Origin of the sequence: Paenibacillus sp. FSL M7-1046, from assembly GCF_038007405.1 — a bacterium.
Lineage (GTDB): Bacteria > Bacillota > Bacilli > Paenibacillales > Paenibacillaceae > Paenibacillus_AQ.
The window spans coordinates 6,342,276-6,366,415 of sequence record NZ_JBBOXB010000001.1 but is presented as its reverse complement, the minus strand read 5'-3'; the positions used below and the strand labels follow the sequence as shown (position 1 = coordinate 6,366,415).

Genomic DNA, 24,140 nt, shown 5'->3' with positions numbered 1-24,140 from the left:
ACAAGGATGTTTCGGGTATTTTATAATAATCTCGGGCTTGATGAATAGACAATACTGGAGGCGTCCTTTGTGATTACAAACAACATCAAACAACTAAACGGCAAGTTTATCAAGCTTATTCCTATGGAAGCCGATCATAGGGCGGAGCTGCTCAAGCTCCTGCACAATCCGCAAATCTGGGAATACACCTGGCGGAAAATAACAACAATCCAACAAGTGGAACAACTAATAGAAACTGCGCTGCGCAATAAGGAGAATGGGGCGGACCTTCCTTATGTCATGATTGAACAAGCTTCTGGAAAAGTCGTCGGCACCTCGCGGATTATGCATCTGGACCGGATCCACCGCAATGCGGAGATTGGTTGTACGTGGATTTCACCGGAGTATTGGAGAACGCCTGTCAATACCGAATCCAAGTCGCTTTTGCTGCATTACTGCTTCGAAGAACTGGGGCTGATCCGGGTCAATTTTACGATAGTCGGATACAATCTGAGATCACAGAAAGCCATTGAACGTATTGGCGCTGTAAAAGAAGGCGTTCTGCGCAAGCACAGAATTACGTCGGAGGGCACCGTTCTTGATAATGTACTCTATAGCATTATTGACGAGGAGTGGCCTGCGGTCAAAGAGAATCTGCAATACCTGCTGAATGTTAAATATTCGTAGAACTATCCTCAATTCATTGGTATAATAGAAACATATATTCCCCAATAAACGTAAGTTATCAGTGGTACCCAGCCCATATTTCTCCCTTCATGGGGCAGATATGGGTTTATGTTATTTTGTGAGGGCTATGCAAAAATGCTCCTAAACTACGAAGTGATGGCGAGGTTGGCGCAAGGATGAACTGGTCTGATTTTGGTGAACGGAACAAACGCCTTAACCCACTGTGGACGCTGGGGGCGGGCATGAATCTTGGAGAACTACAGCCTTATAAGGAAATGATTGCGCTGAGTGTGTTGCTGCAGGTCTATTATCTCGAGCTGGAATCCAATGAACGAAGAGCCAAAGAGGATATTATTGAGCTGGCCTGGAGTTCACTGGAGCGGTTTAATATTGCAAGGTTTGGAACCATCGAATCTGTGGAACGGCTGGTAGACGGGCTGCTGTGGAGCGGGGGCGGCGGGGATTTCGAAGCCTATTATTATGATGATCAAACCCGGCAGATGACTCTGCAAAAGTACAAATACTTTACGGTAGACGAGGATGCGACCCGCACCAGCTGGGAAGAGAGCGGCAAGACAGTTTACCGCCTTTCCGAATATGCGATGGAGCTTATCTTCATGAGCCATGAGATTATAGAAGAGTTCCAGATTAGTATTAAACTGCTGGAGATCCAAATGCATATTAAGCATGGACGCGTCACCCGGGCGATGCAGGATGTGGGTGAACTGATCTCGCGGGTTCGGAAAATGACTCAGCAACAGCAGGAATACCGCAATGCGCTGCGGCGCAACCCGAAGCATATGTTCAGCGAATATGGGGTTATGCGGCATCAGCGGCTGGAGGAAATTCACCAGCAGTTTGATGAAGAACGCAAGCATTTTGATAATATCCACCGTTCCCTGGCCCGGTTGGCGAATGACGAGAAGGATGTTATCGACTTTAACGAGCTGCGCCTGCTATCCGAACGGGTGGAGCTGTCAAGGAAAGTGCATGACGAGCTCGCGGAGGTTGTACTTAGCATTTTTGAAGCCGAAACCAATTTAAGACTGAACTTTCCAGAGCTGTTCTGGGGAGCTGCCGGTTTTAATTTTCGCACGAATGTATGGGAGGAATGGGTGAAAGCTGAAGGCTTGCCGAGCGGGGACAGTCTGGAAACCTTGATTAGCGGACTGTTCACACCGAGCCAGGACTTTATCTACCCCCTCGCCTGGGCTTGGGAAGAACAGGATGTCGGTTTTCTGCCGGAAGAATATCTGGATGAGCCCGATGAAGAAGGGGAGGAGCAACTTGCAACTTATACGCCTAAGTCTATACCTTGGACTGAAGTTGCTGAGCTGTGGAAACCGATTTTTACCGAGCTTGCCGGCAAAGGACGTTTTACGTTCAAAGCGGATGCATTCTCTCCTGAGGAACAGTCCCGATGGGCGCGGCTCCCGGATGCCATTGACCTGTGGGTACAATTCTTTCATACCGAGGTTATCGTACAGGAGCGAAACGAAGACAACCCTGGCGGAAGTGACGAGTGCCAGAAGCTGATTCAGCGGCTGCTTACGGATTGTCCCGAGCTGGAGATGCTGCGGGGCAAAGTGCTGCGGACAACCATACTTGAACCGGATCAGGGGACAAGCGTGATTTGGCCCGGTCTGGAAATGAGCCCTTATACCATTACTATAGTAGAGAGGTGAGAGAATACAGCATGAGCTATTCATTGGAACAATTGCAGCAGGCTTCGCGGCTGTTTTTTGATCTGCTACGGCGGAAAGTCATATCCCTGGATGATCCAGCCGCAGTGGAATGCCTGCAGGATACGGGGGCCTATGACGCCTTGCAGTATATGGCCAAAGAGGGAGGCTGCCGGATTATGAATTCCGGGCACCGCCTTCACCTGCTGGTCAATCCGCTGGGATCGGGGTTCGCGTCCAACTTCACACAGCTGCGGAATAAATACTCACGGATTGAACGTAAAACCCATTTACATATTATCAACGTCATTATCCTGGTTTTTCTGGCGGAAATGGATCAGGATGAGCAGCACTTTAAGCCCGGTCAGGACAGCATGTCCTATATCCAAATCTCTGATCAGGTGTCCTCGCTTCTACAAGCATGGATCGAGCTGGATGAGGAAGGCAGCTTCAGCAAGCAGTGGCGTCTGGATATTCAGGCAATGCATAAAGTATGGGCAAGCCTTTATATGCAGACCAAAAGCCAGGAGGAAGGCGATTCCCTGTCGAGAGGCTCCGGTTCACGGATCGGACTGATTCATGAAGGGATGAAGCTGCTGGAGGAGGAACATCTGGTGTTTATTTCCGAGAACGAGAAGCGGATTTTCCCCCGGGAAGAGTTATATGAAAGAATGCGGTATCTGTACCACGATGTAGACCGTTACAAGGAATTGAAAGCTCTGATCGGCCGGACCTTGACGGAGAAGGAGGGGGAAGGCTATGCCTCGCATTGAACGAATCCGTATTGCCGGACTGAAATACGAGAAGATGCTTAAGAAGTATGATGATATGATTCTTGATCTTTGCAATGAGGAAGGCCCGGCCAATACCCTGATTACCCTGATGAACGGCGGCGGGAAAGGGGTGCTGCTGCAGTCCATCTTCCAACTGCTCCTGCCTAAGGCGGCTTGGGGGAAAGACAACGAGAACCAGGTCGAGGCTTTTTTCCATAATCATAAAAAACAGCTTAAGCCCTATACCTTTCACGTAGCGATTGAGTGGCGGCTGGACAACAGTGAGCGTAATGAATACATGACGACCGGCATTGCCATGACTGCCCACAGCTCGATAGATCAGCTGGAGATTAAGGTTGACTATCTGCTCTACGCGCTGATGGATTATGAAGAGCAGGCTGAGCTGACCCTGTCAACGCTGCCGCTGTATGATCATGCGGAAGGCGGTCCTGTAAGTTTTGAGACGATTCAGCAATTTGTACGGGAACGGCGGAATGAAATTGTTGCCTTCGGCAGCCACAGCTCCGATCTGAAGAAGTACTACAGCTTCCTTGCTGAACGGGATATTCATATTGGTGAATGGCGTAACATGAAACGGATCAATGGTGAAGAGGGCGGGATCAAGGGCTATTTTCAAAAAAATGAGGCCTTTACCAACCACAATCTGTTCGAAAAGCTGATTATTCCGGAGATTGGCTCCAGTCTGAACGAGGGTGTCAAAGAAGAGGATGGTTCGCTTCAGCGGATGTTTATTGATACCGCAACCATTGCCCAGAGACTTCCGATGCTGGAGCAGAGGGAAAAGGCTTTTGCCGAATTCACTACGCTGGCTGCACCGCTGTATGAGCTGGTCGAACAGGGGACGGAAGCCGAGCGGAGCTTCAGAGAGACTGAACTGCTGGGTCGGCAGATGTCCACGGTCATTCACGAGGAGCTTAAGAACGCAGAGGCGGAACGCAGCAAAACTGCCGATGCATTGGTTCAGCATCACCAGGAGGCGCGCCAACTGCGTTTTGAGGGCGATAATCTGAAATATCTGCGCAGCAAAGAGGAACAGGATCTTAAGCAGGATGAATTCACGAGGATTTCAGACAACCAGACACGGGCCAAGTTGCGGCTGGATGAGTCGAAGCTGAAAGAGAAAAAGCTTGAAGTAGCTTATTATCTGGCCAAACGCAGCGCGCAGCTCCGCCAGATCGAGCAATGGCAGAAAGAAATTGAAGCTATCGAAGGCTCGCTGGAAATGAAGGAACGCCAAGAGGTTATTCAGGGAGCGAAGGAAGAGCTGCGGCTGCAGTGGGACAAAGTCTTTCAGCTCTGGCAGGGACAGGTCTCGTCGTTCGTAACCCGCCAGTATTCTCTGACTGCTGAAGAAAATGGCTTACGCAAAGAAAGGGAAAGCTTGCTGCTGGAACTGGGCGGTCTGGATAACCGGGTCAATGAACTTACAGGGGCCATCCGCCAATATACCGAGGAATTGGGTGTTTTTGCTTCACGCCATGGGCATGAAGCAGCCGGGGCGCCAGGAGCGGCGCTGCAGCGCACGTTAATAGCAGCTAAGAGTATCGCAGACAATATCAGCGGCTTAAACGAGCAGCGCAAAACTGCTGAAGAGCGTAAGCTCAGTCTGCACCAAACGCAGACTGAGCTGAAGGTGAAGCTGAATGCCGGGCAAAGCCAAAGCGATGAGCTTCACAATCTGCTGGAGTCACAGATGAACAGGGAGTCACAACTCTGGTCACAGCTGGTCGTGCTGCTGGAAATGTATGAAGAGCATCACCAACTGGGAGTTACGGCGCTATTTGAAGCGAAACCGGCCATTCAGGAGCGGTTTATCCGCAGGCTGGATGAAGCTGAGCAGCAGACGAAACGGCTGAGAAGGGATTATTACAACCAGCTGATCGATGTAGAGTTGCAGCAGGAGTCCTTCTGGTTGCCGAATGCGGATATCCTGAGAGTGAAGGACACACTGGATTCACTCAAAATCAGTTCCATGATCGGCAGCTCCTACCTGAATGACCTGCCTTACCTGAGCCGTGAAGAGGAAATGGAACGGCATCCGCTTCTTCCTTACGGAATTATTGTGACGCAGCGCGAAGCTGCCAAGCTCCAGCCGGATACGCTGAAAGAAGTCCTGCTCAAGTCAGCGGTGCCGGTTTTCATCCGGGAAGAGATGGCGGAAGCCGCATCCGGTCCTTTCCTGCTGCTAGCCAATCAAGGTCCGCAGATGGTTCTGCAGCCGGATCATTTCCAGGAATGGAAACGCGGAATATCCTCTAGTCTTAAGCAACAGGAGGAAGAGCTTAAGGATGCGGAAGCCTATCTGTCCAAGTTGAAATCGGCGCGGCAGGAATTCGAGCGCTTGTTCCAGAGTGAACATACCTTGGCCCTGAAAGCCAAACTGAATACACTTGAATTACTGCAGAATGAGCTGAATCTAAAGCTCGGGGATTTGAACACGGAGATCAGCAGGAATGAAGACAGCCTTGCGGTTATTCAGAGAGAGCTGGTACAATCTGAAGCCGATCGGACCGAGCATGAGGAAAGAGCACAGGCGCTGCGCCAGTGGGATGTACGGACAAAGAAGCAGGAACAGGATTATAAGGATAAGCAAAAAGCGGTAGAGCGCAAAAAAGAATTAAGCAAAGAAATCGCCAGCAAGGATCAGGGGCTGGTTCAGGTAAAAGCCGAGCTGGGCAGTACCGCGCAGCAGCGGGAGAAGTGGATTGGAGATACCCGCTATTCGCTTTTTCCAAGGCTGCAGAACTGGTTTCCCGAAATTGCTTTCCCCGCCGAAGATCTGGCTGCTCTTGCTCTGGAAGAAGAGCCCGTACTTGATCCTGCTGCTCAAGATACGCTAATGCAGCTGCTCAGCACGGTGGAAAGCCTCCAGCAGTCCTTAACGCAGAATGAACTGGAGATCCGTACGAGAGCGGGGAATATCAAACGGGCCGGTGAACAGCTGGCGGAGATCGAAGCTGCGGTGGTCCAGGTGGATCAAGATTGGCGGAATGCCCCTCTTCCAACGGATACAGCCGAGGTGATTTTGACGGCCAGAGCGAGACAGAAGAACGAGACGGTATACTTGGATGAGGACTATCAGCTTGTCCACGATTCGTTTATCCGCGCCCAGACCATCCTTGAGAATCTGCAGAAGGATCTACGGAAATCCGAAAAAGCGATTAAGGAGAAACATGAACGTGCTGTAGAAATATGGCATGATCCGCTGGATCAGAAGGAAGAAGAGATCAGCAGGCGTTTCCGGGAGAATGAACAGCTGCTTAACAGCTGCAAACAAGCCTTGAGTGTTATGGATCAATGGATTCAAACATTGGTAAGCCAAAGCAAAATCATGGATACCCATGTAGAGGGACGGGTCCAAATGCGGGATGTTCCTGAAGAGCTGCAGCAGCGGGTAAAAGAAAATTGTGAGCCGCTGGTAGCTGACTGGCTGCTGCGCAGCAAGGAAAGCCGCAGTGAGCGGTCGGAAATCTCCCGTAAGGTGAAGGAAGAGAAGACGTCTTTAAGCAGTAAATTGGCGAAAAGCGGCTGGAATGCCGAGCTGGAGACCAAAATCCAGGAAAGGCTGAATACTGTACATTGGGATGACTTTTCGATAGCCCGGCAGGTGCTTGATTCCATGCTCCAAAGCTCGCGCGATCAGATTGAGAGCATCCGCAGCGACAAGGAAGGGATGGAGCTGTCCCGCAAGCTTTGGGTTGGCCGCGCCGCCAAACGTGTCGTGCAGATTGTCGATATCCTGAAGCGTATGGAACGCCGGATGATCATTCTTAATGAGAATGGACATGCTTTTCCATTGGTCCGCCTGAATTACAAGAACATTACGGTGCCGAAGACGAGCGATGATATCGAGCCGCTGGTCAGTGATTATTTCAACCGCTGCATTAGCGGGCTATTGGAGAAATATGCCAAGATTGAGCAGGTGCCGGCAGCCGCTGTCAAAGAGATGATCAATGACGGGAAAATCGTATACGCCGCGATGCAGAACCGTTTTCCGGTGCTTCAGGTCTACAAGCCGGTGACCGAGAACTATTTCCTGTATGCGTCTCCTGAAGAGTACCATTATTCCGACTGGGAAGTTATTAACCGGGGAGCACTGGATGAGGCTGTCGGCAGCGGCGGGCAACGCCAGTCTGTGCAGCTGCTGGTTGCTATGATGATCATGACCCATAAGCGGGTTAACCGCGAGAACAAGGGCTGGACGGTTTTCCTGTACGATAATCCATTTGGTGAGATGGTTTCGAACAACGTACTTGATCCGGTATTTGAAATATCCAAAGCACTCAAATTCCAGTGGCTGATCGTTACGCCGCCCGAGCTGGTGAAGAATGATGTCAGCATCCGTTTCGGCGTGTACTGGCAGCTGTATTTTGGGGGAGATAAAGGAGAAATGCTGGAATCCACGCTCATTAAGGGTGGCCGAAAGCTGATCCCTGCCTCCTTGTTCTGACCGTATCATAAGTCAATCGCGCTTTCTAATGGCAACTATAGAAATAAAGTAAGAGACCCGGCATCACGCTGAGTCTCTTTTTGTTCTACCACGCTATGTTTTGAATATACTATTTTCGTATGGAAGGAGAGATGAAGATCATGGAAATTCGGATGAGACAAAAGACGTTTATCATAGCTTTAATTGTACTGCTGCTGAGTATGCTGCTGCCCGCTTTTAGCTTGGCCCGAACTGCCGTGCCTGAGCACACGGACTCTTTTTACGTAAATGATTTCGCCAATGTGATTGATGAGAAAACCGAAAATTACATCGTCAACTATGGTATTCGTTTGCATCAGCAGAGCGGTTCACAAGTTGTGCTGGTGACAGTGGACTCTACAAATGGAGCTGCGATAGAGGAGTATGCAACCTCGCTGTTCAACGCCTGGGAAGTAGGCTCAGCTGACAACAATAAGGGTGTGCTGCTGCTCTTTTCGATCAAAGATAACGAGTACTGGGTGGTTAGGGGCAGAGGCCTGGAGGACGAGCTTAATGACGCTGTTTTATCGCAAATTCTTTCCCAGTCGCTTGCGCCGGACTTTGCCAGGAAGGAGTACAGCTTCGGGGCACGCAAAACTTACGGGTCACTGATCCAAAAGCTGGGCGGAGTCTGGAAGGAGCAGGTCGGTTCCAAAACCTACGTGTCCGATAATGCCGGAGTTCTCAAAAAGGTCAGCAAGCTTTATCTCAACCAATCCAGCAACCGTTTCAAGACAACGACCGGAAGCGGCATTTATGTGGTTACGGTTAAAAATTCCGCAGACAAAAACCTGCAGGAATATACGTATTCGAAATTCGCCTCCATTGGGGCGGGTTCCAAGGATGTAATGCTGGTGCTGGACATCGGCGGGGACAATTACCATATACTGCAAGGCAAGGACATCGACGGAATGCTGACCAATGAGGCGATGCAAGATATTCTGGATAAGGTGCTTGAACCGGAATTTGCCCGAAAAAATTACGCAAGTGGTGCGGTAGCAACAGTCAATGCTTTGCACAAATTCTTGTTGGCCAGAGCAGATATTTCCCAGAGTTCCACACTGGCAAGTTCAGAGACTATTGCCGTTTCCAGTACGGCTGCATTACAGGCTGACAAAGCAATGGTGGTGGAAAACCAGCCTGTTTCTATATCCAAAGGTATAATAGTCAGCGGTCTGTTTCTTGTGTTTATCCTGTTGTTTAGCCTTGCGATAGTATGGCGGAACAGAAAAATCGCACTATACGGTTATGGCAGCCGCAAGCAAAGACACGGATGAAATGATGGCGGAAAAGCGATATCCAATGCCCGATTGACCCTACAAGGTCAACGGGCATTATTTTTTTTGTGAAGTTTAACATTACTTTGTTAGTCTAACTCTTTGATCATCTTGAAATTATGCAGGATAACGTCTTTCCGCTCCACCGCCTGCATCTGAACGGACCTATAGCCGTGATGTTCAAAAAATGGCTTTGCCGTGATGCTTGCATCGGCAGTTACTTAGACCAGTCCCAAGCTTCTGGCCTCGGCTTCAAGTACATTTATCAATTCTCAAAATCTTTAAAATTCATTGGAAATCCCCCTCCAAGCGACATTTAACCTCATTATAGTGCACGGGTCTCCTAACCTTCAGCAGCAGAATTGAAAAAAATGAAACTTTTAATCTTTCATTATCGTCTATGATGAAAGTATATGTTCTCATGCTTATTACCATTAATAGAAGTATTAGGGAGGCTTTACGAAGTGAGCTCATCATCATTACCTCAGCGCAATGCTGTAAGCAAGAAGAAAAAACCGGTCCGCAAGCGCAAGAAAAAAAGCTTTTTACGCACACTCTCCAGACTTTTTTTAATCTTGATCCTATTACTAATCGCCGGCGGGAGCTGGCTGTATTTTGCGCCTTCCGCGCATAATCTTCGCTACTTGATCGCAGATACGCTGATTACCACTCAACACCGCTATATGGCGAAATATATCATTGGTGAAGATGAACTGAAAGACCGGGTTAAGGAGTACAATGAACGCTTTGTGCATATGGGAGATGAGAAGGACACCCATACCATTGTACAGCCGCCGGTGGAGGTAGAAAAACCTCTGGTCGAGATTGAGGAAGTGTCCGGCACGGGTTATTCCGGTTATGTCATGACCGTTAATGATCCGACAAAGGTACGGCTGGGTGTTCCCGGCAAAATTGGATCGGGCGAGAAAGTGTCCAGCATGGTGTCACGAACCGGCGCGATTGCCGGTGTGAACGGTGGCGGCTTCGCCGACCCGAACTGGAAAGGCAACGGATTTAAGCCGATAGGACTCGTGATTTCGCAAGGGAAATTGTTTTACAATGGTTTGGGCGGAAAAAAATCAACACAAATCGTCGGCCTCGATAAGCAAGGCAAAATGATCGCCGGCAATTATTCGCTGAATGAGCTCAGTGATCTTGGTGTACAGGAGGCAGTGTCCTTTCAACCGAGATTGATCGTCAACGGCAAGGGTCTTATTAAGAATGCGGCCGAAGGCTGGGGGATTGCCCCAAGAACGGCGATGGGTCAACGTGATGACGGTGCCCTTCTATTTGTGGTGATCGACGGACGGCAGCCCGGATACAGCATCGGCGCCAATCTATATGATGTGCAGCAAATCATGCTGAAGCACGGAGCGGTGATCGCTGCCAATCTGGACGGAGGTTCATCCACCGTACTTGTTAAGGACAACGAGATCGTTAACAAACCTTCTTCGCAATACGGAGAACGTTATTTGCCTACGGCTTTTCTGGTGTTTGAGCACCCGGAGCAGGCGGATATTGCGAACATCTGGGAAGGCCTGGACCCTGCGAAAATTGATGCTGGAAAGAAGCGGACACATTAACTGCCGGTAGGCTAGACAGAACAGACGTGGAACCTCAGAAGGTTCTATGCTACGATATCTTCTGTGATGCTGAATTATCGCTTAAGGACCGGAGGGGGAACAGGGTTGACATTGCAGCAGCTCCGCTACGCAATTGAAATTGCCAACAGCGGCTCAATGAATGAAGCGGCCAAAAGGCTTTTTGTGTCGCAGCCCAGTCTCTCCAACGCCATTAAGGAACTGGAGAGCGAACTGGGAATAACTATATTTGAACGAAACAACAGAGGGATCAGCATCTCTGCTGAAGGGATGGAATTTCTGGGCTATGCCCGGCAGATCATTGAACAAACCGAGTTTATGGAGAACCGGTATACCGGCAAGAAACGCAGCCCGATTTATTTTTCCGTATCGACCCAGCATTATGCTTTTGTCGTTGATGCGTTTGTCAGGTTGATGAACGAGCGCAATGTGGCGGAATATAATTTCAGCCTGAGAGAAACGCAGACTTATGAAATTATTGAAGATGTCCGCACATTGCGCAGCGATCTCGGTATTCTGTATATCAACGAGAGTAACTATAAAGTGATGAACAAGCTGTTCAGCGACGGGAACCTGAAATTCACCCCGCTGTTCAATACGAACCCGCATGTTTATGTCAGAACGGGCCACGCACTGGCCGCCAAAGAAAGGGTTACACAGGACGAGATTCTTCCGTATCCCTATATTACCTTTGAGCAAGGGGATAACAATTCGCTGCATTTTTCTGAAGAGATGCTGAGCTTCACGCAGATTCAGAAAAATGTTAAAGTGACAGACCGGGCCACGCTGACCCATTTGTTGCTGGGGAGTGATTCCTATACGATAGGCACGGGCATTATGGCCTCTGAGCTGAACGGCGAAGGGCTCGTAACGGTTCCTTTTGACAGCAATGAAGTGTTCACGGTTGGCTGGATTGCCCACAAGGACCGCAAGCCAAGCGAAATCATGTCCGGGTTCATTGAAATTCTGAATGATCTGGTGTCTGAACAATATTTCGACTTCAATCAATCCTTACTATAACAGCAGGAGGGACGTATGATCAGTCCAGTTATCGGCTCCAAAAGAAATGCTCCTCCCTTTCGTTACGACATCGTCGGCAGCTTCCTGCGTACAGATGAGATTAAGACCGGCCGCAATTTGTTTGAACAGGGTGAAATCACGGCAGAGCAGCTTTATGAGATAGAGAATCAAGAGATTTCCAAGCTGCTGGAGCAGGAAAAGGCGCTGGGACTTAAGGCGGTCACAGATGGTGAGTTCCGGCGTTCCTGGTGGCATCTTGATTTCTTCTTCGGAATCCAAGGCACACAGAAAATCAGCCTGAACCAAGGCGGTTGCTCAAAAGAAACTGCCCAGCGGGCGGAGAGCTTCAAGATTGTCGGTAAAATCGCCTTTACGGACCATCCCATGATCGGACAATTTATCAAGACGCAGCAGTTAGCCGGAGATACGCCGGTAAAAATGACGATTCCTTCTCCTGCCTTGTTTCATTTCGTGCAGGATTATAACGGGAATGAAATTTATCCGGAGCGTGAAATGCTGTACGCAGATATTATAGCAGTGTACCGGGCAGCGATTCAGGCTTTCTATGATGCAGGCTGCCGCTATCTGCAGCTGGACGATACGACTTGGGGAACTCTATGTAGCGGCAAACACCGTGCGCATCTGCGCAGCCGGGGAATTGATCCGGACCAGCTGGCGCAGGACTATGTGCGGCTGATTAACGAGAGCATCTCTCTACGTCCGGCGGATATGACGATTGCCCTGCATGTATGCCGGGGCAACTTCCGCTCCACCTGGTTCGCCGCTGGGGGATATGAGCCGATTGCCGAAGTGCTGTTTGCTCAGGCAGAGGTCGATGCTTTTTTCCTTGAATACGATAATGAACGGTCCGGTGATTTCGCGCCGCTGCGGTTTATCCGTGATCAATTTGTAGTACTGGGGCTGGTGACTACCAAACATGGAGGCCTTGAGAGTAAAGAGCAGCTTAAGCTCCGAATTGAAGAAGCCGCCCAATATGTGAATATTGAGCAGCTGTGTCTGAGTCCGCAATGCGGATTTGCTTCCACGGAGGAAGGCAATATGCTGACTGAGGAAGAGCAGTGGGATAAGCTGCGCCTGGTTATTGAAACCGCTAATGAAGTCTGGATCTGAACAGAATACGAGTTACCCACTAAGAGACCGCTCCTGAAATTAGGAGCGGTCTCTTAGTGCAGATTTGCGAGTCAGCAAGGAGACGGGAATCTGGCAGCTTCGAAAGAAGTCGTGACAACAAATGAAAATTGATCTATAAAGCCTGGAGTTGTGGTGGTGGCAAAGATTTCAACCCGATCGCCGCCGTTCAGTTTCAAGATCGTAGAAACACTTGTAGCGTTGCTTCTGTTTACATTGGTGCCGAAAAAATCGTTGTCTACCGGTGTATTAGGAGATTGAATACCATTCACCAGGATCACAAGTGCAATGACATAATTGACAGTAGGGTTTACCGGATTGACGGCAATCAATGAACTGATGGAATAAACGCCTGAAGTTTTTGGAATAAACACGGAGTGGAGAGGATCATATTCACCGCATAAATCGAATTGAACCACAGGAAAAGGAATTTTGGTAAGCTGATCTGCTTTAGTTATGCTGACAACGCTGTTAGGGGCACCGATTGCCCTAAAAGCCGATGGACGGATCGTGCTCCAGATATCCAGAGGTCTTATTCTTTTCGGTTCAACTCTTTTATGTTTTTGGATTTTTATGACCAAAGGTCTTCTTCTGAAATTTTTTTTGCGTATCGGTTTATACATGATATCCCTCCTAAGTGTAGGTGTTTACCTCATTCAACTTATATATATGGCACTTGCAGTTGATTGAAATGGGTAAATAACAGGGGATATCAGCACATTTATGGTGATATACCTATTCATCAAACGGATGTTATTGACAGATGTACACGAACCGGGTTACTATGGCTTACAATAACTTACATCAACAACAGCAATGAAGAGAAGAGTAATTGGAACGTATTGTTCACAGAGAGCTCCAGCCTGGTGAAATGGAGCAGCGATGATTCCAACGAATAAAGTCTCCGAGCTTCATACAGAATTGAGCCGGTTGCTCAAGGATGGTATGACGGGATCTCCCGTTACAGAGATAGGGTATAAGCGTAATGGCCGTACCCGAAGAGGTGAGCAGGGTAACCTGTTCGCAAACAGAGGTGGTACCACGACGCTAATTATAGCTCTCGTCCTCAAGATGACAATCTTGCGGACGAGAGCTTTTTTGCTTTTTCCAACTAAAAAATTAGAGGTGATTGGTTATGCATTGGGCAGAAAAAATAGCGAGTCAGTTAATTGAAATGCATCCTGAGCAGCAAGCCTTTGTGTGTGCTTCGGGGATCAGCCCGTCGGGTTCGGTACATATCGGGAATTTCCGGGAGATCGCGACGACTTATTTTGTAAGCAAAGCGCTCGAAAAAGCGGGCAAAGAAGTGAGGTTTATTTTTTCATGGGATGACTTCGACCGTTTCCGGAAGGTTCCTAATCATGTAGATCCAGGCTTTGAACGATATATTGGATTGCCTTATTCCAAGGTTCCGTGTCCTTTTGGCTGCCATTCCTCCTATGCGGAGCATTTCGAGCAAGAATTTGAACAAGCGCTGATGGCATTTGGGATTACACCCGAGTTCATCTATCAGAGCAGGGAGTATCAGTCGCGCCGCTACAATCCGGCCATCCTTCAAGCGCTGTGCCGCAGAGGGGAGATTTACGATATTTTCATGTCATTTAAAACAGGGGAAGCCAGTGCAGAAGACAGAGCCGCTTTTTATCCAGTTCATGTATATTGTGAGCAATGCGGAAAGGATAGCACTACGGTTGTGGATTTTGACGATCAGGCAGAAACACTAACCTATACATGTACATGTGGTCAGCATAACGCTGTCTCTGTCCCGGAGGCTGCTATAATCAAATTGCATTGGAAAATAGACTGGCCGATGCGCTGGGGAATGGAAGGGGTAGCTTGCGAGCCCGGTGGACGCGATCATTCCTCTGAAACAGGCAGCTTCAACGTAGCCAGTGTGATTTCCGCACAAATCTTTGAGAATAAACCGCCATATTACGTGCCTTACGAATTCATCAGCATCAAAGGCAGCCACGCCAAAATGTCCAGCTCGTCGGGAAATCATTACACGCCTGCGGATCTTCTGAAAGTGTATACCCCGGAGAATTTATTGTTTCTGTTCGCAAAATATCAGCCGAATGCCGCTTTTCATATTGGGATGGATGAAGATGTGCTCCGAAATTATGCGGAATTTGAGCGTTTTCGTGAAGCCTACCCGTCTCCAGCGCTCCCTGAAGAGATCAAAGCTGCTTTGGAGCTGTCCATGCACCATGTTACAGAGGCCAAGGCCCCAAGCTTCAGTCAGGTCTCCGGTATTTTGCCGCTTGTGGACTTCGATTTCGAACTGCTAAAGGAGATAATGGCACGTAACGGTGGAGGGCATAACGAGGAGCTGCTCCAACAAACCGCAAACCGTGCGGAGTTTTGGATCAGACAATGGGTTCCGCAGCGTATGATTACAGTGAATACTGAACCTGACATCGCCTATTATCAGACTTTAGAGCCCGGCGAACAGGAATGGATTAAAGATTTTTGCAGCTTACTGCGAAGAGAAGGAATGAATGAACAAGAGCTGATGACGGAAATTTACGCAATTTGTCACGATAAGGACAAAAAAATAATGAAAAACAATCAAAAACGTTTGTTTAAAATCATCTATCAATTCACTCTCAATCAACAGGAGGGACCGCGGATTCCCGTGTTAATTCAGGTGCTGGGAGCGGGACAATTACTGGATTTGTTAGACTTTTCCTAGCAAATGGGCTGCCCTTTACGTGATCGTTCGATCAGAGGTATAATAGAAGTCGACTGTTTATAATTAATGTTGGAAAGTGAGCGGAAACTATATGGGTCGTAAATGGAATAATATTAAAGAAAAGAAAGCATCGAAGGATGCCAATACAAGTAAGGTCTACGCCAAGTTTGGGGTAGAGATTTATGTAGCCGCGAAGAAGGGCGAACCTGATCCGGAATCAAACCGGGCGTTGAAGGTTGTTCTGGAACGCGCCAAAACGTACAATGTGCCGAAAGCCATTATCGACCGTGCTTTGGAAAAAGCCAAAGGCAGCGGTGATGAGAATTATGTTGAACTTCGTTATGAAGGCTTCGGACCAAGCGGCTCAATGATCATTATTGATGCGCTCACGAATAATGTTAACCGTACAGCCCCTCTGGTGCGTTCCGCGTTCAGTAAGAATAACGGCAACATGGGTGTCAGTGGTTCGGTAACGTATATGTTCGATCAAACAGCCGTTATCGGTCTGGAAGGCAAATCTGCCGATGAAGTGATGGAAATGCTGATCGAAGCTGACCTGGATGTTCGCGATGTTCTGGAAGAGGACGAGGCTGTCATTGTATATGCCGCACCGGACCAGTTCCATGCGGTACAGGAAGTGTTCCGCAATGCAGGCATAACCGATTTCACCGTGGCAGAACTAACCATGCTTCCACAGAATTATGTCGCGCTTGACGAAGATGCCGAGGCTCAATTTGAGAAGCTGATTGATGCTCTGGAAGAACTGGATGATGTACAGCAGGTATATCATAATGTAGATTCCGAAGAATAGCAGCACTGATTTCATCCGAAGACGGCCAGCAGATGTTTTGTCTGCTCTGGCCGTTTTTTTATATGAGACAGCAATCTTTATGTGGGGTTATTTTGTTAGGGGGCGCTGGAAAGAATAATCTGGCTGTGGAAATGCCAAAATAAGCTGGAACACTAATAAGTATCCAACTTAAAGGAGGCAACACAGTGCCGCATGAAACAACGCCGGATAAAAACCTGATCAATACGGTGGGAGAATTGGAGAATGCACCCGTCAACAGCCAGGAAGCCCAGCAAAGAGAGCAGAAAAAACTCGACAACCGCAAAGAGTCGCTCCGGGATGATAGGACGACTTATAAGAAAAATGAACAAAACACGTATAAGTGATCCTTCCACTTGAGTAGCACCAAGAAAAGTGGCAGAAGATATTCTGCCGCTTTTTTTGTCATTTATACACCATTTGATCTAGCGCCTCTTAATAATCCAGAAGGCGTCCATTATCATGCCATTGACCGTACATTTTATTTTCTTTAGTGTTTAATATAAATTTGTCTAATCTACTCTTAAATAATTCAGGCTGCTTAATATTACATTGTATCGTGTCGATCCGAACTCGTTGATAAAGAGCTGGAAGTGCCAAAAAATTCTCATACACTTGCCTTTCCTCTTTAAGCCTTTGCTCAATAACCCTATCTATTTTAAAAGAATCGTGGTCCATATCAGGAAGTACCTTTCTTCCTTCATCAGTCATTAACCCCAATTTTTCGAGGCGGCGGACACGTTCTTTATTCAATTCAGTCCAAGAACTTCTTTTGCTTCTAGGAGACAGTCTCTGCACCAGCTCAGTTTCAGAAATTTTCTTTTTGACTCCATCAATCCATCCAAAACATAAAGATTCTTCGACCGCGTCCAAGTATAGCAGCCTATCTGGGGTTGGCGACATACTCACTACGACCCAACAATGTTTTTCAGTCTTACCATTTTCCTGTAGCCAAACCCTTAACGCTTCTCTCGATATTGCTGTAATTAGATTTTTAATTTCCATAGATGAAAAATATTCTCCTTTCCTAGTATTCATACCTCTCCATCATAGCAAAGGCGGCTTATTTTTCGTATTAGTTTGCGGTCATGCTACAAAAAAATTTACAAGCAGTAGAAAGGTGGATTTTTCTGTTCTCAGAAATAGCGACCTTACAGTGATCATCTAAACAATCTTACAGTCTTCCGGGCTTCGGTTAAAGACGTACATCATTCCATGTATTTACATTTTATTAGTAACATTTGTAACTGACTTGATGGGCGAAAATTGATAAATATAGATTGTAAGCGTTTTTATAACATGACTGGGGGAATGGTTGTGAAAAAGGTAACAAAGTTATTGCTGGTAGCTGGTATTTCATTAGCAGTTGTAGGAGTAGGCAACAGCAACGTGCTGAATGATGTATCTTCAGCCGCCAGTGCACCGCTCAAGGTAGGCCGGGTAGAAGCGGCAGCACATGGCACGAAATGCTTCACCGTAGCTGTTGCCGTTGTTCAAAACGGTGTAATCGTGGCTGCCTCGCTGGATGATTATCAATTCCTTAGCACAGATGTGGCCAAGGGAGTTCCTAACTCCGATGCCGATTTCGGACAAAATTATAAAGATCCTGCAATGGTTCTGGCCTCCAAGAAGGCCAATAACAAATATTACAGTGATCATATGAAAGAAGAAGCCAAATCCACAGTTGCTTATGACAAAAACTTAGCTGCTGTTGAGAAATTTGCGACAGGTAAGACGATTAAATCGCTTGAAGCCACGCTCGCCAAGAAGAGCAAAGAAGAAATGGTGGATGCCGTCAGCGGGGCTACGCTGGTGGATACCAAGGGTTACTTAACGGCTATTTTGAACGCAGCCAAAGCTGCCAAATAACACATTCGCTTCGATAGATGAATACTAGACTCCTTCACGGCTGCTGCTGTGAAGGAGTTTTTAATTCTAGGTAAAGAACACAGCCCTTATCAACTGCCAAGCCGTATCTAAGTTATAGATGAAGTAGATAAGTGGGATTATTTATGCTATATTTTTCACATGGCTTTTAACAAACGTATGTTCCTATAATATAACTAAAGAGAGAAGGTGCACCTTAGAATGTCTGAATTCCGACTCTTAAGTGTTGTACATGTTTTTATGATTAGAAACCAGCAGCTGCTGCTCCTCAGGCGCTTCAATACGGGACATGATGATGGATATTACGCGCTCCCGGCGGGACGTCTGGAACGTGGTGAAGGGGTAATGACCGCCGCAATTCGTGAGGTTCAGGAAGAATGCGGCGCTGTAATTGCTCACGGGGATTTAGAAATGACCGGAGTAATGCATATTAAAACCTCCCATGACGAACGGGTTGATTTTTTCTTTATCGCCAAGCAGTGGTCAGGTGAAATTAGCAACGCTGAACCCCACAAATGTGATGATCTTCGCTGGTTTCCATTAGACCGGCTGCCAGCTAATCTTCTGCCAGTTGCCGGTCAGGCGCTGGACCAATACAGGCAGGGAGTATGGTTTTCGGAACATGGGTGGAGGTAGAGATGAGAGAGGAGTGAATTAATGCTGACTATGATAAAGGGGCCTTATTTGCAGTGGCCGACCGAAGAGTCTATGACCTTCATGTGGGAAACCTCTAAGTCTGCAACATCCAGAGTGGAAGTGATGAGGGCGGAACGTATACATAGCGGTTATCAAGGAAACTACAAGCAGCCGGAACAGATCCTTGCCAGTGCTGAGAATTCAGGATATTCCCTAATCCATCAGCTTACGGTTAGCGGACTGGAGCCAGGAACGATTTATTTCTACAAGGTGTATTCTCAGAATGAGCAGGAGGCGGCAGAAGCAGGGCCATTTCCCTTTAAGACAGCTATGTTGCCAGGAGAGCCGTTTTCATTTACAGTAACCAGTGAAACCGGCGGCTACAGCGGTTTTGATATCACAGGCGGTGAGATCAACAACAGCATCTTTGCACAGATGAAAAAGTACCGTCCGGACTTCAGCCTGTTTATCGGTGACATTGTTAACGATGGAACAAATTATGCCGATTGGGATCAGTATTTTTTCAGTCCCGGAAAAGAGCTGCTGCAAGACACCCCCAGCTTTAGCTGCTTGGGCAATCATGAGAACGGAGGCTCATGGTATTATGATTTTTTTGCTTTTACCGCTCCGAAGAATTATTACTCCTTTGATTATGGAGATGCTCATTTTATTGCTCTGGACAGCACGGATTTCATAAACAATGATACTTATCCTGCCAGCTCGGGAAAATTTCAGGCAGGAAATGCGCAATATGATTTTCTGGTTCAAGATCTGCAAAACACTTCGGCCAAATGGAAAATTGTCTACTTTCACTATTCTCCTTATGTATCCGCGGTTATCAGGTTGAAGCACTGCGGGCGCTTTGTCCATTGCTGGAGCAGCATAGTGTGGATCTTGTACTCAGTTCCCATACGATTGTGTATGAACGAAGTTATCCGCTGCGCTCCGGCAGGCTGGATTTCAAGGACGGGATCGTATATGTCATAGCTGGGGGAGCCGGTGCAATGCCAGAGTGGCTGCTGCCCAAGCGGGAATGGTTCACTTCACAATCGCTGGCAGTGCCGCATTTTCTGCAAGTAGCAGTAACTCCACAACAATTGGAAATTCGCGCGATCGATCATCAAGGAGTGCTATTCGATAAATTTAGTATTTTCAAGGATATGGATGGAGCGAAGAAGTATATCTGAGGCTGACAAAGGTATGCGGAGCTAAGGAAATAAGCGGTTGACTCATTAGGTAGCTGAAATACATAGCAGGAGGATTTGCGCAGTATGGAGCATGCAAGCATAAGTATGATAGCTATTCTGGTCATTTGCGGATTTCTGGCCGGACTGATTGATTCTGTAGTTGGAGGCGGCGGGCTGATTGCAATTCCGGCGCTGCTGTCTGCAGGGATTCCATTACCCTTACTGCTCGGGAGCAACAAATTAGCCGGGACGTTGTGCTCCTTCACAAGTACCGCCTCCTTTATGCGTTCGGGGAAGATCAACTTTCAACTGGTCAAAGTACTCATTCCTTTTTCCATCATCGGTGCAGTGGCAGGTTCACTTACAGTCAGGCAGGTGCCCTCGGAGTTTCTGAAGCCGCTGGTTATTGTCATGCTGGTCGTGATCACAATTTATACTTTGTTCAAAAAAGCTTGGGGAGATGTATCCACATTCGCCGGCAGCAGCAAAAAATCACGTCTAATCGGTATTGCAGTCGCTCTGCTTATTGGTTTCTATGACGGATTTTTTGGTCCGGGAACCGGTTCTTTTCTGATCTTTGCCTTCTTGATGATGGGGTTCGAGTTCGTGACAGCCGCAGGAAATGCTAAAGTGCTCAATTTCGCCAGCAATATTTCAAGCTTATTGACCTTTGTAGCGTTAGGCTCGGTCAGTTATTCCTACGGACTGATTATGGGAATCCCGATGGTGATCGGGGCTATTGTCGGGTCCAGAATTGCCATCCGCAAAGGTGCCGCATATATCCGTCCGTTATTTATTGCGGTGACGGTCATCTTGATCAGCAAGCAAATCTGGGATACGATGCATTAACAAGAAGAAATGGCGGAGACAGTTTTTCAACACAATCGGAGACGGAAATGGAGTGGGACACAGTTATGACTAATAAGCTTTACTACGAATCTGCCTATTTGAAGGAATGGCAAACCAAAATCAGCCGTGCGGTTGAAAAAGATGATGGCTTGTATTTAATTTTGGAAGAAACGGCCTTTTATCCTCACGGTGGAGGGCAGCCCTGTGATACGGGGTTTATCAATGAACTTCCAGTCCTTGATGTTATTCTGGAGGATGATGAAGTACTGCACAAGGTAGAACGTTTGCCCGCAGACAACCAGCTCAGCTGCCGGATTGATTGGGACAAGCGGTTCGACCATATGCAGCAGCACAGTGGCCAACACCTGCTCTCAGCCGTATTCCTCGATCTCTGCAAGGCCCTGACATTAAGCTTTCACCTTGGCAGTGAATATGCCACGATCGACATTGAACTGCCGGAGCTGGCTCCCGCTCAGCTGGCGCTTGTGGAACGGGAGGTCAACCGGCACATATACCTGAATCACAGCATTACAAGCTATTTCGTAAATGAAGCGGAATTGGCGCATCTGCCTCTTGTGAAGCAGCCCAAAGTGACGGAGAACATCCGGATTGTCGAAATTGATAGTGTAGAATATAACGCCTGCGGAGGGACACATGTCTCTTCTACAGGAGCTATCGGCATGATCAAGCTGCTGAAAGCAGAGAAGCAGAAGGGCAATATCCGAATTACTTTCAAATGCGGAACCCGCGCACTGGAGGAATTTAATGAGAGTCTGCAAATTCTCAGCATACTGTCCGCCAAATACAATACGGGCAAGGATGAAATCATTGACCGGATTGAGAAGTGGGAGCAGGAGCATAAGGATCTGCAGCTGGAGCTCACGGCATTGAAGGACCAGAATGACAGCTTCACCGCCCGGGAGCTGTTATCAGCTCTGGAACCGGAATGTCATCTGGTTTCGCAAGTGTTTGAGCGCAGATCACTCAAGGATTTGCAGAGTCTGGCACTTAAGCTGACTGCACAGACGGAGCTTCCGGTCTTGCTGCTCTCAGCAGAAGAGAATAAAGTGGTACTCGCCCACAGCGGCAGCTCCGAAATTTCCTGTGGAGCCTTCTTCAAAGCCAGCCTGGCAGAATTCCAGGGTAAAGGCGGGGGCAGTGATAAGATGGCTCAGGCCGGTTTTCCGGCATGGGAGAATGCACTTGCTTTTTATGAATTTGCCAAAAAAGAATTTATCTAGACGAGATCCCCTGATGCCATAGATTCACGAAGCCGTACTTCGGATCACTGAAACAGAAGTATTTCTCAAAAATAAAGCATCTTTATAAAAAATGGCCGTATCGCTAAAAAGCGAAAACGGCCATTTGGAGTTGAGGGTTGCTTAAGGGTTATATAATAACTGCCCCTTTATAATCGCAATAGAGCTTGTATAATCTAAAATGTATATCTGATTATATTTCCATGTCGGACTTCAGGAGAACTGGGATGAAAGAGCTGAACTATGAAGAGTATGAAATACTCGAATCTTTGTTTAACCAGAAAAAGCAGCATATTCCGGCACTATCTGTGCTGCGGGGAAGTTATCCGGGGCGGGTATTTACAGATGCGACGGAGAGGCCGACTCTTGCAATAGTGTGGGCGACCGGCAGATGGATGTATGCCGCAGGCGACATCAACCCGGAGCAGAATAAAGAGGCAGTGAAGCTGTTTTTGCAGGATGTGGTACTTCCCGATTGCAAAGCTCATAACCGCAGCTGGTTTGAAATTTATACGGACGATTCCAGGGAGTGGGAGACGTTGTTTCTGGGCGGAATGGACAAATTGAACAAATGGAATGTGGATAAACATCTCGAATCAGTGTATGTGTTCCATCCTGAGCAATTTAATCGGAGACAACAATACGCGAAACCGGATATAACTAGTAACCTGCGGATCGAACTCTCTGAGTATCCTATTTTGCCTGATGCTTATCATCACCTGCCTTATGTACATACAAAGTTTGCGGAGCAGAGAACCTGCGGTGCGGCGGTAAAGCTTGGAGAACGTACCCTTTCGATCTGCAAAAATAACGGGTTCACAGCCGGACGAGAATATTTTATTGATGTAGATACTTTCGAAGCAGCCGAGCGGAACAAGGGCTATGCTGAACAAGCTGCAACTGCTTTAATCGACTATTATCTGACAAGGGGGATGATTCCACTTTGGGAAACCACGCATGACAACCACCCTTCTCACAGACTAGCTTGTAAACTGGGGTTTGCCCCTGTTGAGCAATACCCGGTATTTTCTTTTGTGAGGGAGTAAGGTGATACTTGTGTCTTGCACAGCGAACCGTTCATAATAGAAATGGATGGTTTGCTGTGCAAGTGTCGTTAAGTGGCGTTAACAATCTAATATTCCGGGAGGATATCATATGAATTACCGTAAGCTTGGAAATACAGGACTGTCAATCAGCGAAGTCAGCTTTGGCACTTGGGCCATTGGCGGCGACTGGGGAACAAGCCGGGATGAGGACGGACTGAAGGGTCTGGCGCTGGCTATTGAGCAAGGCGTGAATTTCTTCGACACCGCTGATGTATACGGTTCCGGTCATGCCGAAGAGCTGCTTGCCAAAGCCACCAAAGGCAAAGAAGATCAAATACATATTGCCACGAAATTTTGCCGTGCCGGTGACATTCATGATCCTGAGAATTATTCAGCACGGAGAGTAAGCGAATACGCGGAACAAAGCCTGCGCCGCCTACAGCGTGAAGCCATTGACCTGTATCAGATTCATTGTCCGCCAATTGAGATTTTACGTGACGGTAGTGTATTTGCCGTTCTGGATCAATTAAAAGCCGAGGGTAAAATCCGTCATTACGGAGTCAGCGTGGAAACGATTGAAGAGGGACTTCTATGTCTCGAGTATCCTGGCGTGCAAGCGCTTCAGATTATCTTCAATCTGTTCCGCCAGCAGCCCGCACTGGAACTGCTGCCGCGTGCCGAAGCGCAAGGTGCGGGAATCCTGGTGCGGCTGCCGCTTGCCAGCGGCCTGCTCACAGGGAAGTTCAAGGAGGACAGCATCTTCCAGCCTGACGATCACCGCAGCTTCAATGCCAATGGCGAGCAGTTTAATGTGGGGGAGACCTTTGCCGGTCTGCCTTTTGTCAAAGGTGTAGAGCTGGCCCGTAAGCTGGATTGGATTAGCGAAGGCCGGGGGAACATGGCAAGAGCAGCGATGCGCTGGATTCTGGATCATCCTGCCGTCAGCTGCATCATTCCAGGATTTAAAAATGAAGCGCAGGTAGCCGATAACCTCGCGTCACGCGAAGTTCCTTCCTTTACGGCAGAAGAGATGCAGCGGTTAAGCCAGTTTTACAGCAACGATGTCGTTCCGCACATCCGTGGGGGTGTATAAGCCGA

General features: G+C 47.9%; 21 protein-coding genes and 1 other annotated feature. Of the genes, 19 read left to right on the top strand and 2 right to left on the bottom strand.

The genetic code is table 11. The features are described from left to right. Window positions 1-69 precede the first annotated feature (69 nt). From NYE29_RS28265 to NYE29_RS28230, 8 genes are all read left to right on the top strand, one after another. Entirely contained in the window at window positions 70-666 is a 597-nt protein-coding gene (locus tag NYE29_RS28265) for a GNAT family N-acetyltransferase (RefSeq protein WP_231578440.1), read from the top strand. A gap of 176 nt (window positions 667-842) precedes the next feature. Further along, window positions 843-2,351 (top strand): hypothetical protein, encoded by a 1,509-nt coding sequence (locus NYE29_RS28260; RefSeq protein WP_340898449.1) that lies wholly within the window; start codon window positions 843-845, stop codon window positions 2,349-2,351. Window positions 2,352-2,362: 11 nt separating this feature from the next. Next, window positions 2,363-3,121: a DUF6063 family protein gene (locus tag NYE29_RS28255; RefSeq protein ID WP_340898447.1), complete on the top strand. Its 759-nt coding sequence runs from the start codon at window positions 2,363-2,365 to the stop codon at window positions 3,119-3,121. Beyond that, entirely contained in the window at window positions 3,108-7,592 is a 4,485-nt protein-coding gene (locus tag NYE29_RS28250; RefSeq protein WP_340898446.1) for a hypothetical protein, read from the top strand. Before NYE29_RS28255 ends, NYE29_RS28250 begins: the two co-directional genes overlap by 14 nt. Window positions 7,593-7,732: 140 nt before the next feature. Beyond that, window positions 7,733-8,887, top strand: coding sequence for a TPM domain-containing protein (locus tag NYE29_RS28245; protein WP_340898445.1), 1,155 nt, complete (start codon window positions 7,733-7,735; stop codon window positions 8,885-8,887). A gap of 464 nt (window positions 8,888-9,351) precedes the next feature. After that, window positions 9,352-10,470, top strand: a complete 1,119-nt coding sequence (locus NYE29_RS28240; RefSeq protein ID WP_076109334.1) for a phosphodiester glycosidase family protein — start codon at window positions 9,352-9,354, stop codon at window positions 10,468-10,470. Between the two features lie 105 nt (window positions 10,471-10,575). Next, complete coding sequence (locus tag NYE29_RS28235) at window positions 10,576-11,508, top strand: LysR family transcriptional regulator (RefSeq protein ID WP_038591530.1); 933 nt, start codon at window positions 10,576-10,578, stop codon at window positions 11,506-11,508. Between the two features lie 15 nt (window positions 11,509-11,523). Beyond that, complete coding sequence (locus NYE29_RS28230) at window positions 11,524-12,639, top strand: 5-methyltetrahydropteroyltriglutamate--homocysteine S-methyltransferase (protein ID WP_340898444.1); 1,116 nt, start codon at window positions 11,524-11,526, stop codon at window positions 12,637-12,639. Between the two features lie 71 nt (window positions 12,640-12,710). Here NYE29_RS28230 and NYE29_RS28225 read toward each other — a convergent pair whose 3' ends face one another. Further along, a complete protein-coding gene (locus NYE29_RS28225; RefSeq protein WP_144024240.1) occupies window positions 12,711-13,280 on the bottom strand; it encodes an ABC transporter permease in 570 nt (189 codons plus the stop codon). Window positions 13,281-13,464: 184 nt separating this feature from the next. Further along, window positions 13,465-13,728: a binding site (T-box leader), on the top strand. A 64-nt stretch (window positions 13,729-13,792) separates the two neighbouring features. Here NYE29_RS28225 and lysS point away from each other — a divergent pair. From lysS to NYE29_RS28210, 3 genes are all read left to right on the top strand, one after another. Next, window positions 13,793-15,349 carry a lysine--tRNA ligase gene (lysS, locus tag NYE29_RS28220; RefSeq protein ID WP_340898443.1) on the top strand — a complete coding sequence of 519 codons (1,557 nt, stop codon included), beginning with the start codon at window positions 13,793-13,795 and terminating at the stop codon, window positions 15,347-15,349. Between the two features lie 91 nt (window positions 15,350-15,440). Next, entirely contained in the window at window positions 15,441-16,160 is a 720-nt protein-coding gene (locus NYE29_RS28215; protein ID WP_076109339.1) for a YebC/PmpR family DNA-binding transcriptional regulator, read from the top strand. A gap of 185 nt (window positions 16,161-16,345) precedes the next feature. Then, window positions 16,346-16,525 (top strand): hypothetical protein, encoded by a 180-nt coding sequence (locus tag NYE29_RS28210; protein ID WP_340898442.1) that lies wholly within the window; start codon window positions 16,346-16,348, stop codon window positions 16,523-16,525. A gap of 88 nt (window positions 16,526-16,613) precedes the next feature. On the opposite strand, the gene NYE29_RS28205 is transcribed toward NYE29_RS28210, so the two are convergent. Continuing rightward, a complete protein-coding gene (locus NYE29_RS28205; RefSeq protein WP_340899824.1) occupies window positions 16,614-17,183 on the bottom strand; it encodes a YdeI/OmpD-associated family protein in 570 nt (189 codons plus the stop codon). Window positions 17,184-17,495: 312 nt separating this feature from the next. Between NYE29_RS28205 and NYE29_RS28200 the strand changes: the two genes are divergently transcribed. The 8 genes from NYE29_RS28200 (at window position 17,496) to NYE29_RS28165 (ending at window position 24,135) form a co-directional block, all read left to right on the top strand. Next, window positions 17,496-18,047 carry an FMN-binding protein gene (locus NYE29_RS28200; RefSeq protein WP_076109341.1) on the top strand — a complete coding sequence of 184 codons (552 nt, stop codon included), beginning with the start codon at window positions 17,496-17,498 and terminating at the stop codon, window positions 18,045-18,047. A gap of 219 nt (window positions 18,048-18,266) precedes the next feature. Beyond that, window positions 18,267-18,701 carry an NUDIX hydrolase gene (locus NYE29_RS28195; RefSeq protein WP_340898440.1) on the top strand — a complete coding sequence of 145 codons (435 nt, stop codon included), beginning with the start codon at window positions 18,267-18,269 and terminating at the stop codon, window positions 18,699-18,701. A gap of 21 nt (window positions 18,702-18,722) precedes the next feature. Continuing rightward, complete coding sequence (locus NYE29_RS28190; protein WP_340898439.1) at window positions 18,723-19,688, top strand: metallophosphoesterase family protein; 966 nt, start codon at window positions 18,723-18,725, stop codon at window positions 19,686-19,688. Window positions 19,689-19,705: 17 nt separating this feature from the next. Next, on the top strand, window positions 19,706-19,888 hold the full coding sequence (locus tag NYE29_RS28185) for a hypothetical protein (RefSeq protein ID WP_340898438.1): 183 nt from the start codon (window positions 19,706-19,708) through the stop codon (window positions 19,886-19,888). An 84-nt stretch (window positions 19,889-19,972) separates the two neighbouring features. Continuing rightward, window positions 19,973-20,737: a TSUP family transporter gene (locus NYE29_RS28180; RefSeq protein ID WP_076109344.1), complete on the top strand. Its 765-nt coding sequence runs from the start codon at window positions 19,973-19,975 to the stop codon at window positions 20,735-20,737. Between the two features lie 65 nt (window positions 20,738-20,802). Further along, a complete protein-coding gene (locus tag NYE29_RS28175; protein WP_340898437.1) occupies window positions 20,803-21,978 on the top strand; it encodes an alanyl-tRNA editing protein in 1,176 nt (391 codons plus the stop codon). Between the two features lie 245 nt (window positions 21,979-22,223). Further along, a complete protein-coding gene (locus NYE29_RS28170; protein ID WP_340898436.1) occupies window positions 22,224-23,042 on the top strand; it encodes a GNAT family N-acetyltransferase in 819 nt (272 codons plus the stop codon). A 109-nt stretch (window positions 23,043-23,151) separates the two neighbouring features. Then, entirely contained in the window at window positions 23,152-24,135 is a 984-nt protein-coding gene (locus NYE29_RS28165; protein ID WP_340898435.1) for an aldo/keto reductase, read from the top strand. Window positions 24,136-24,140: the final 5 nt, after the last annotated feature.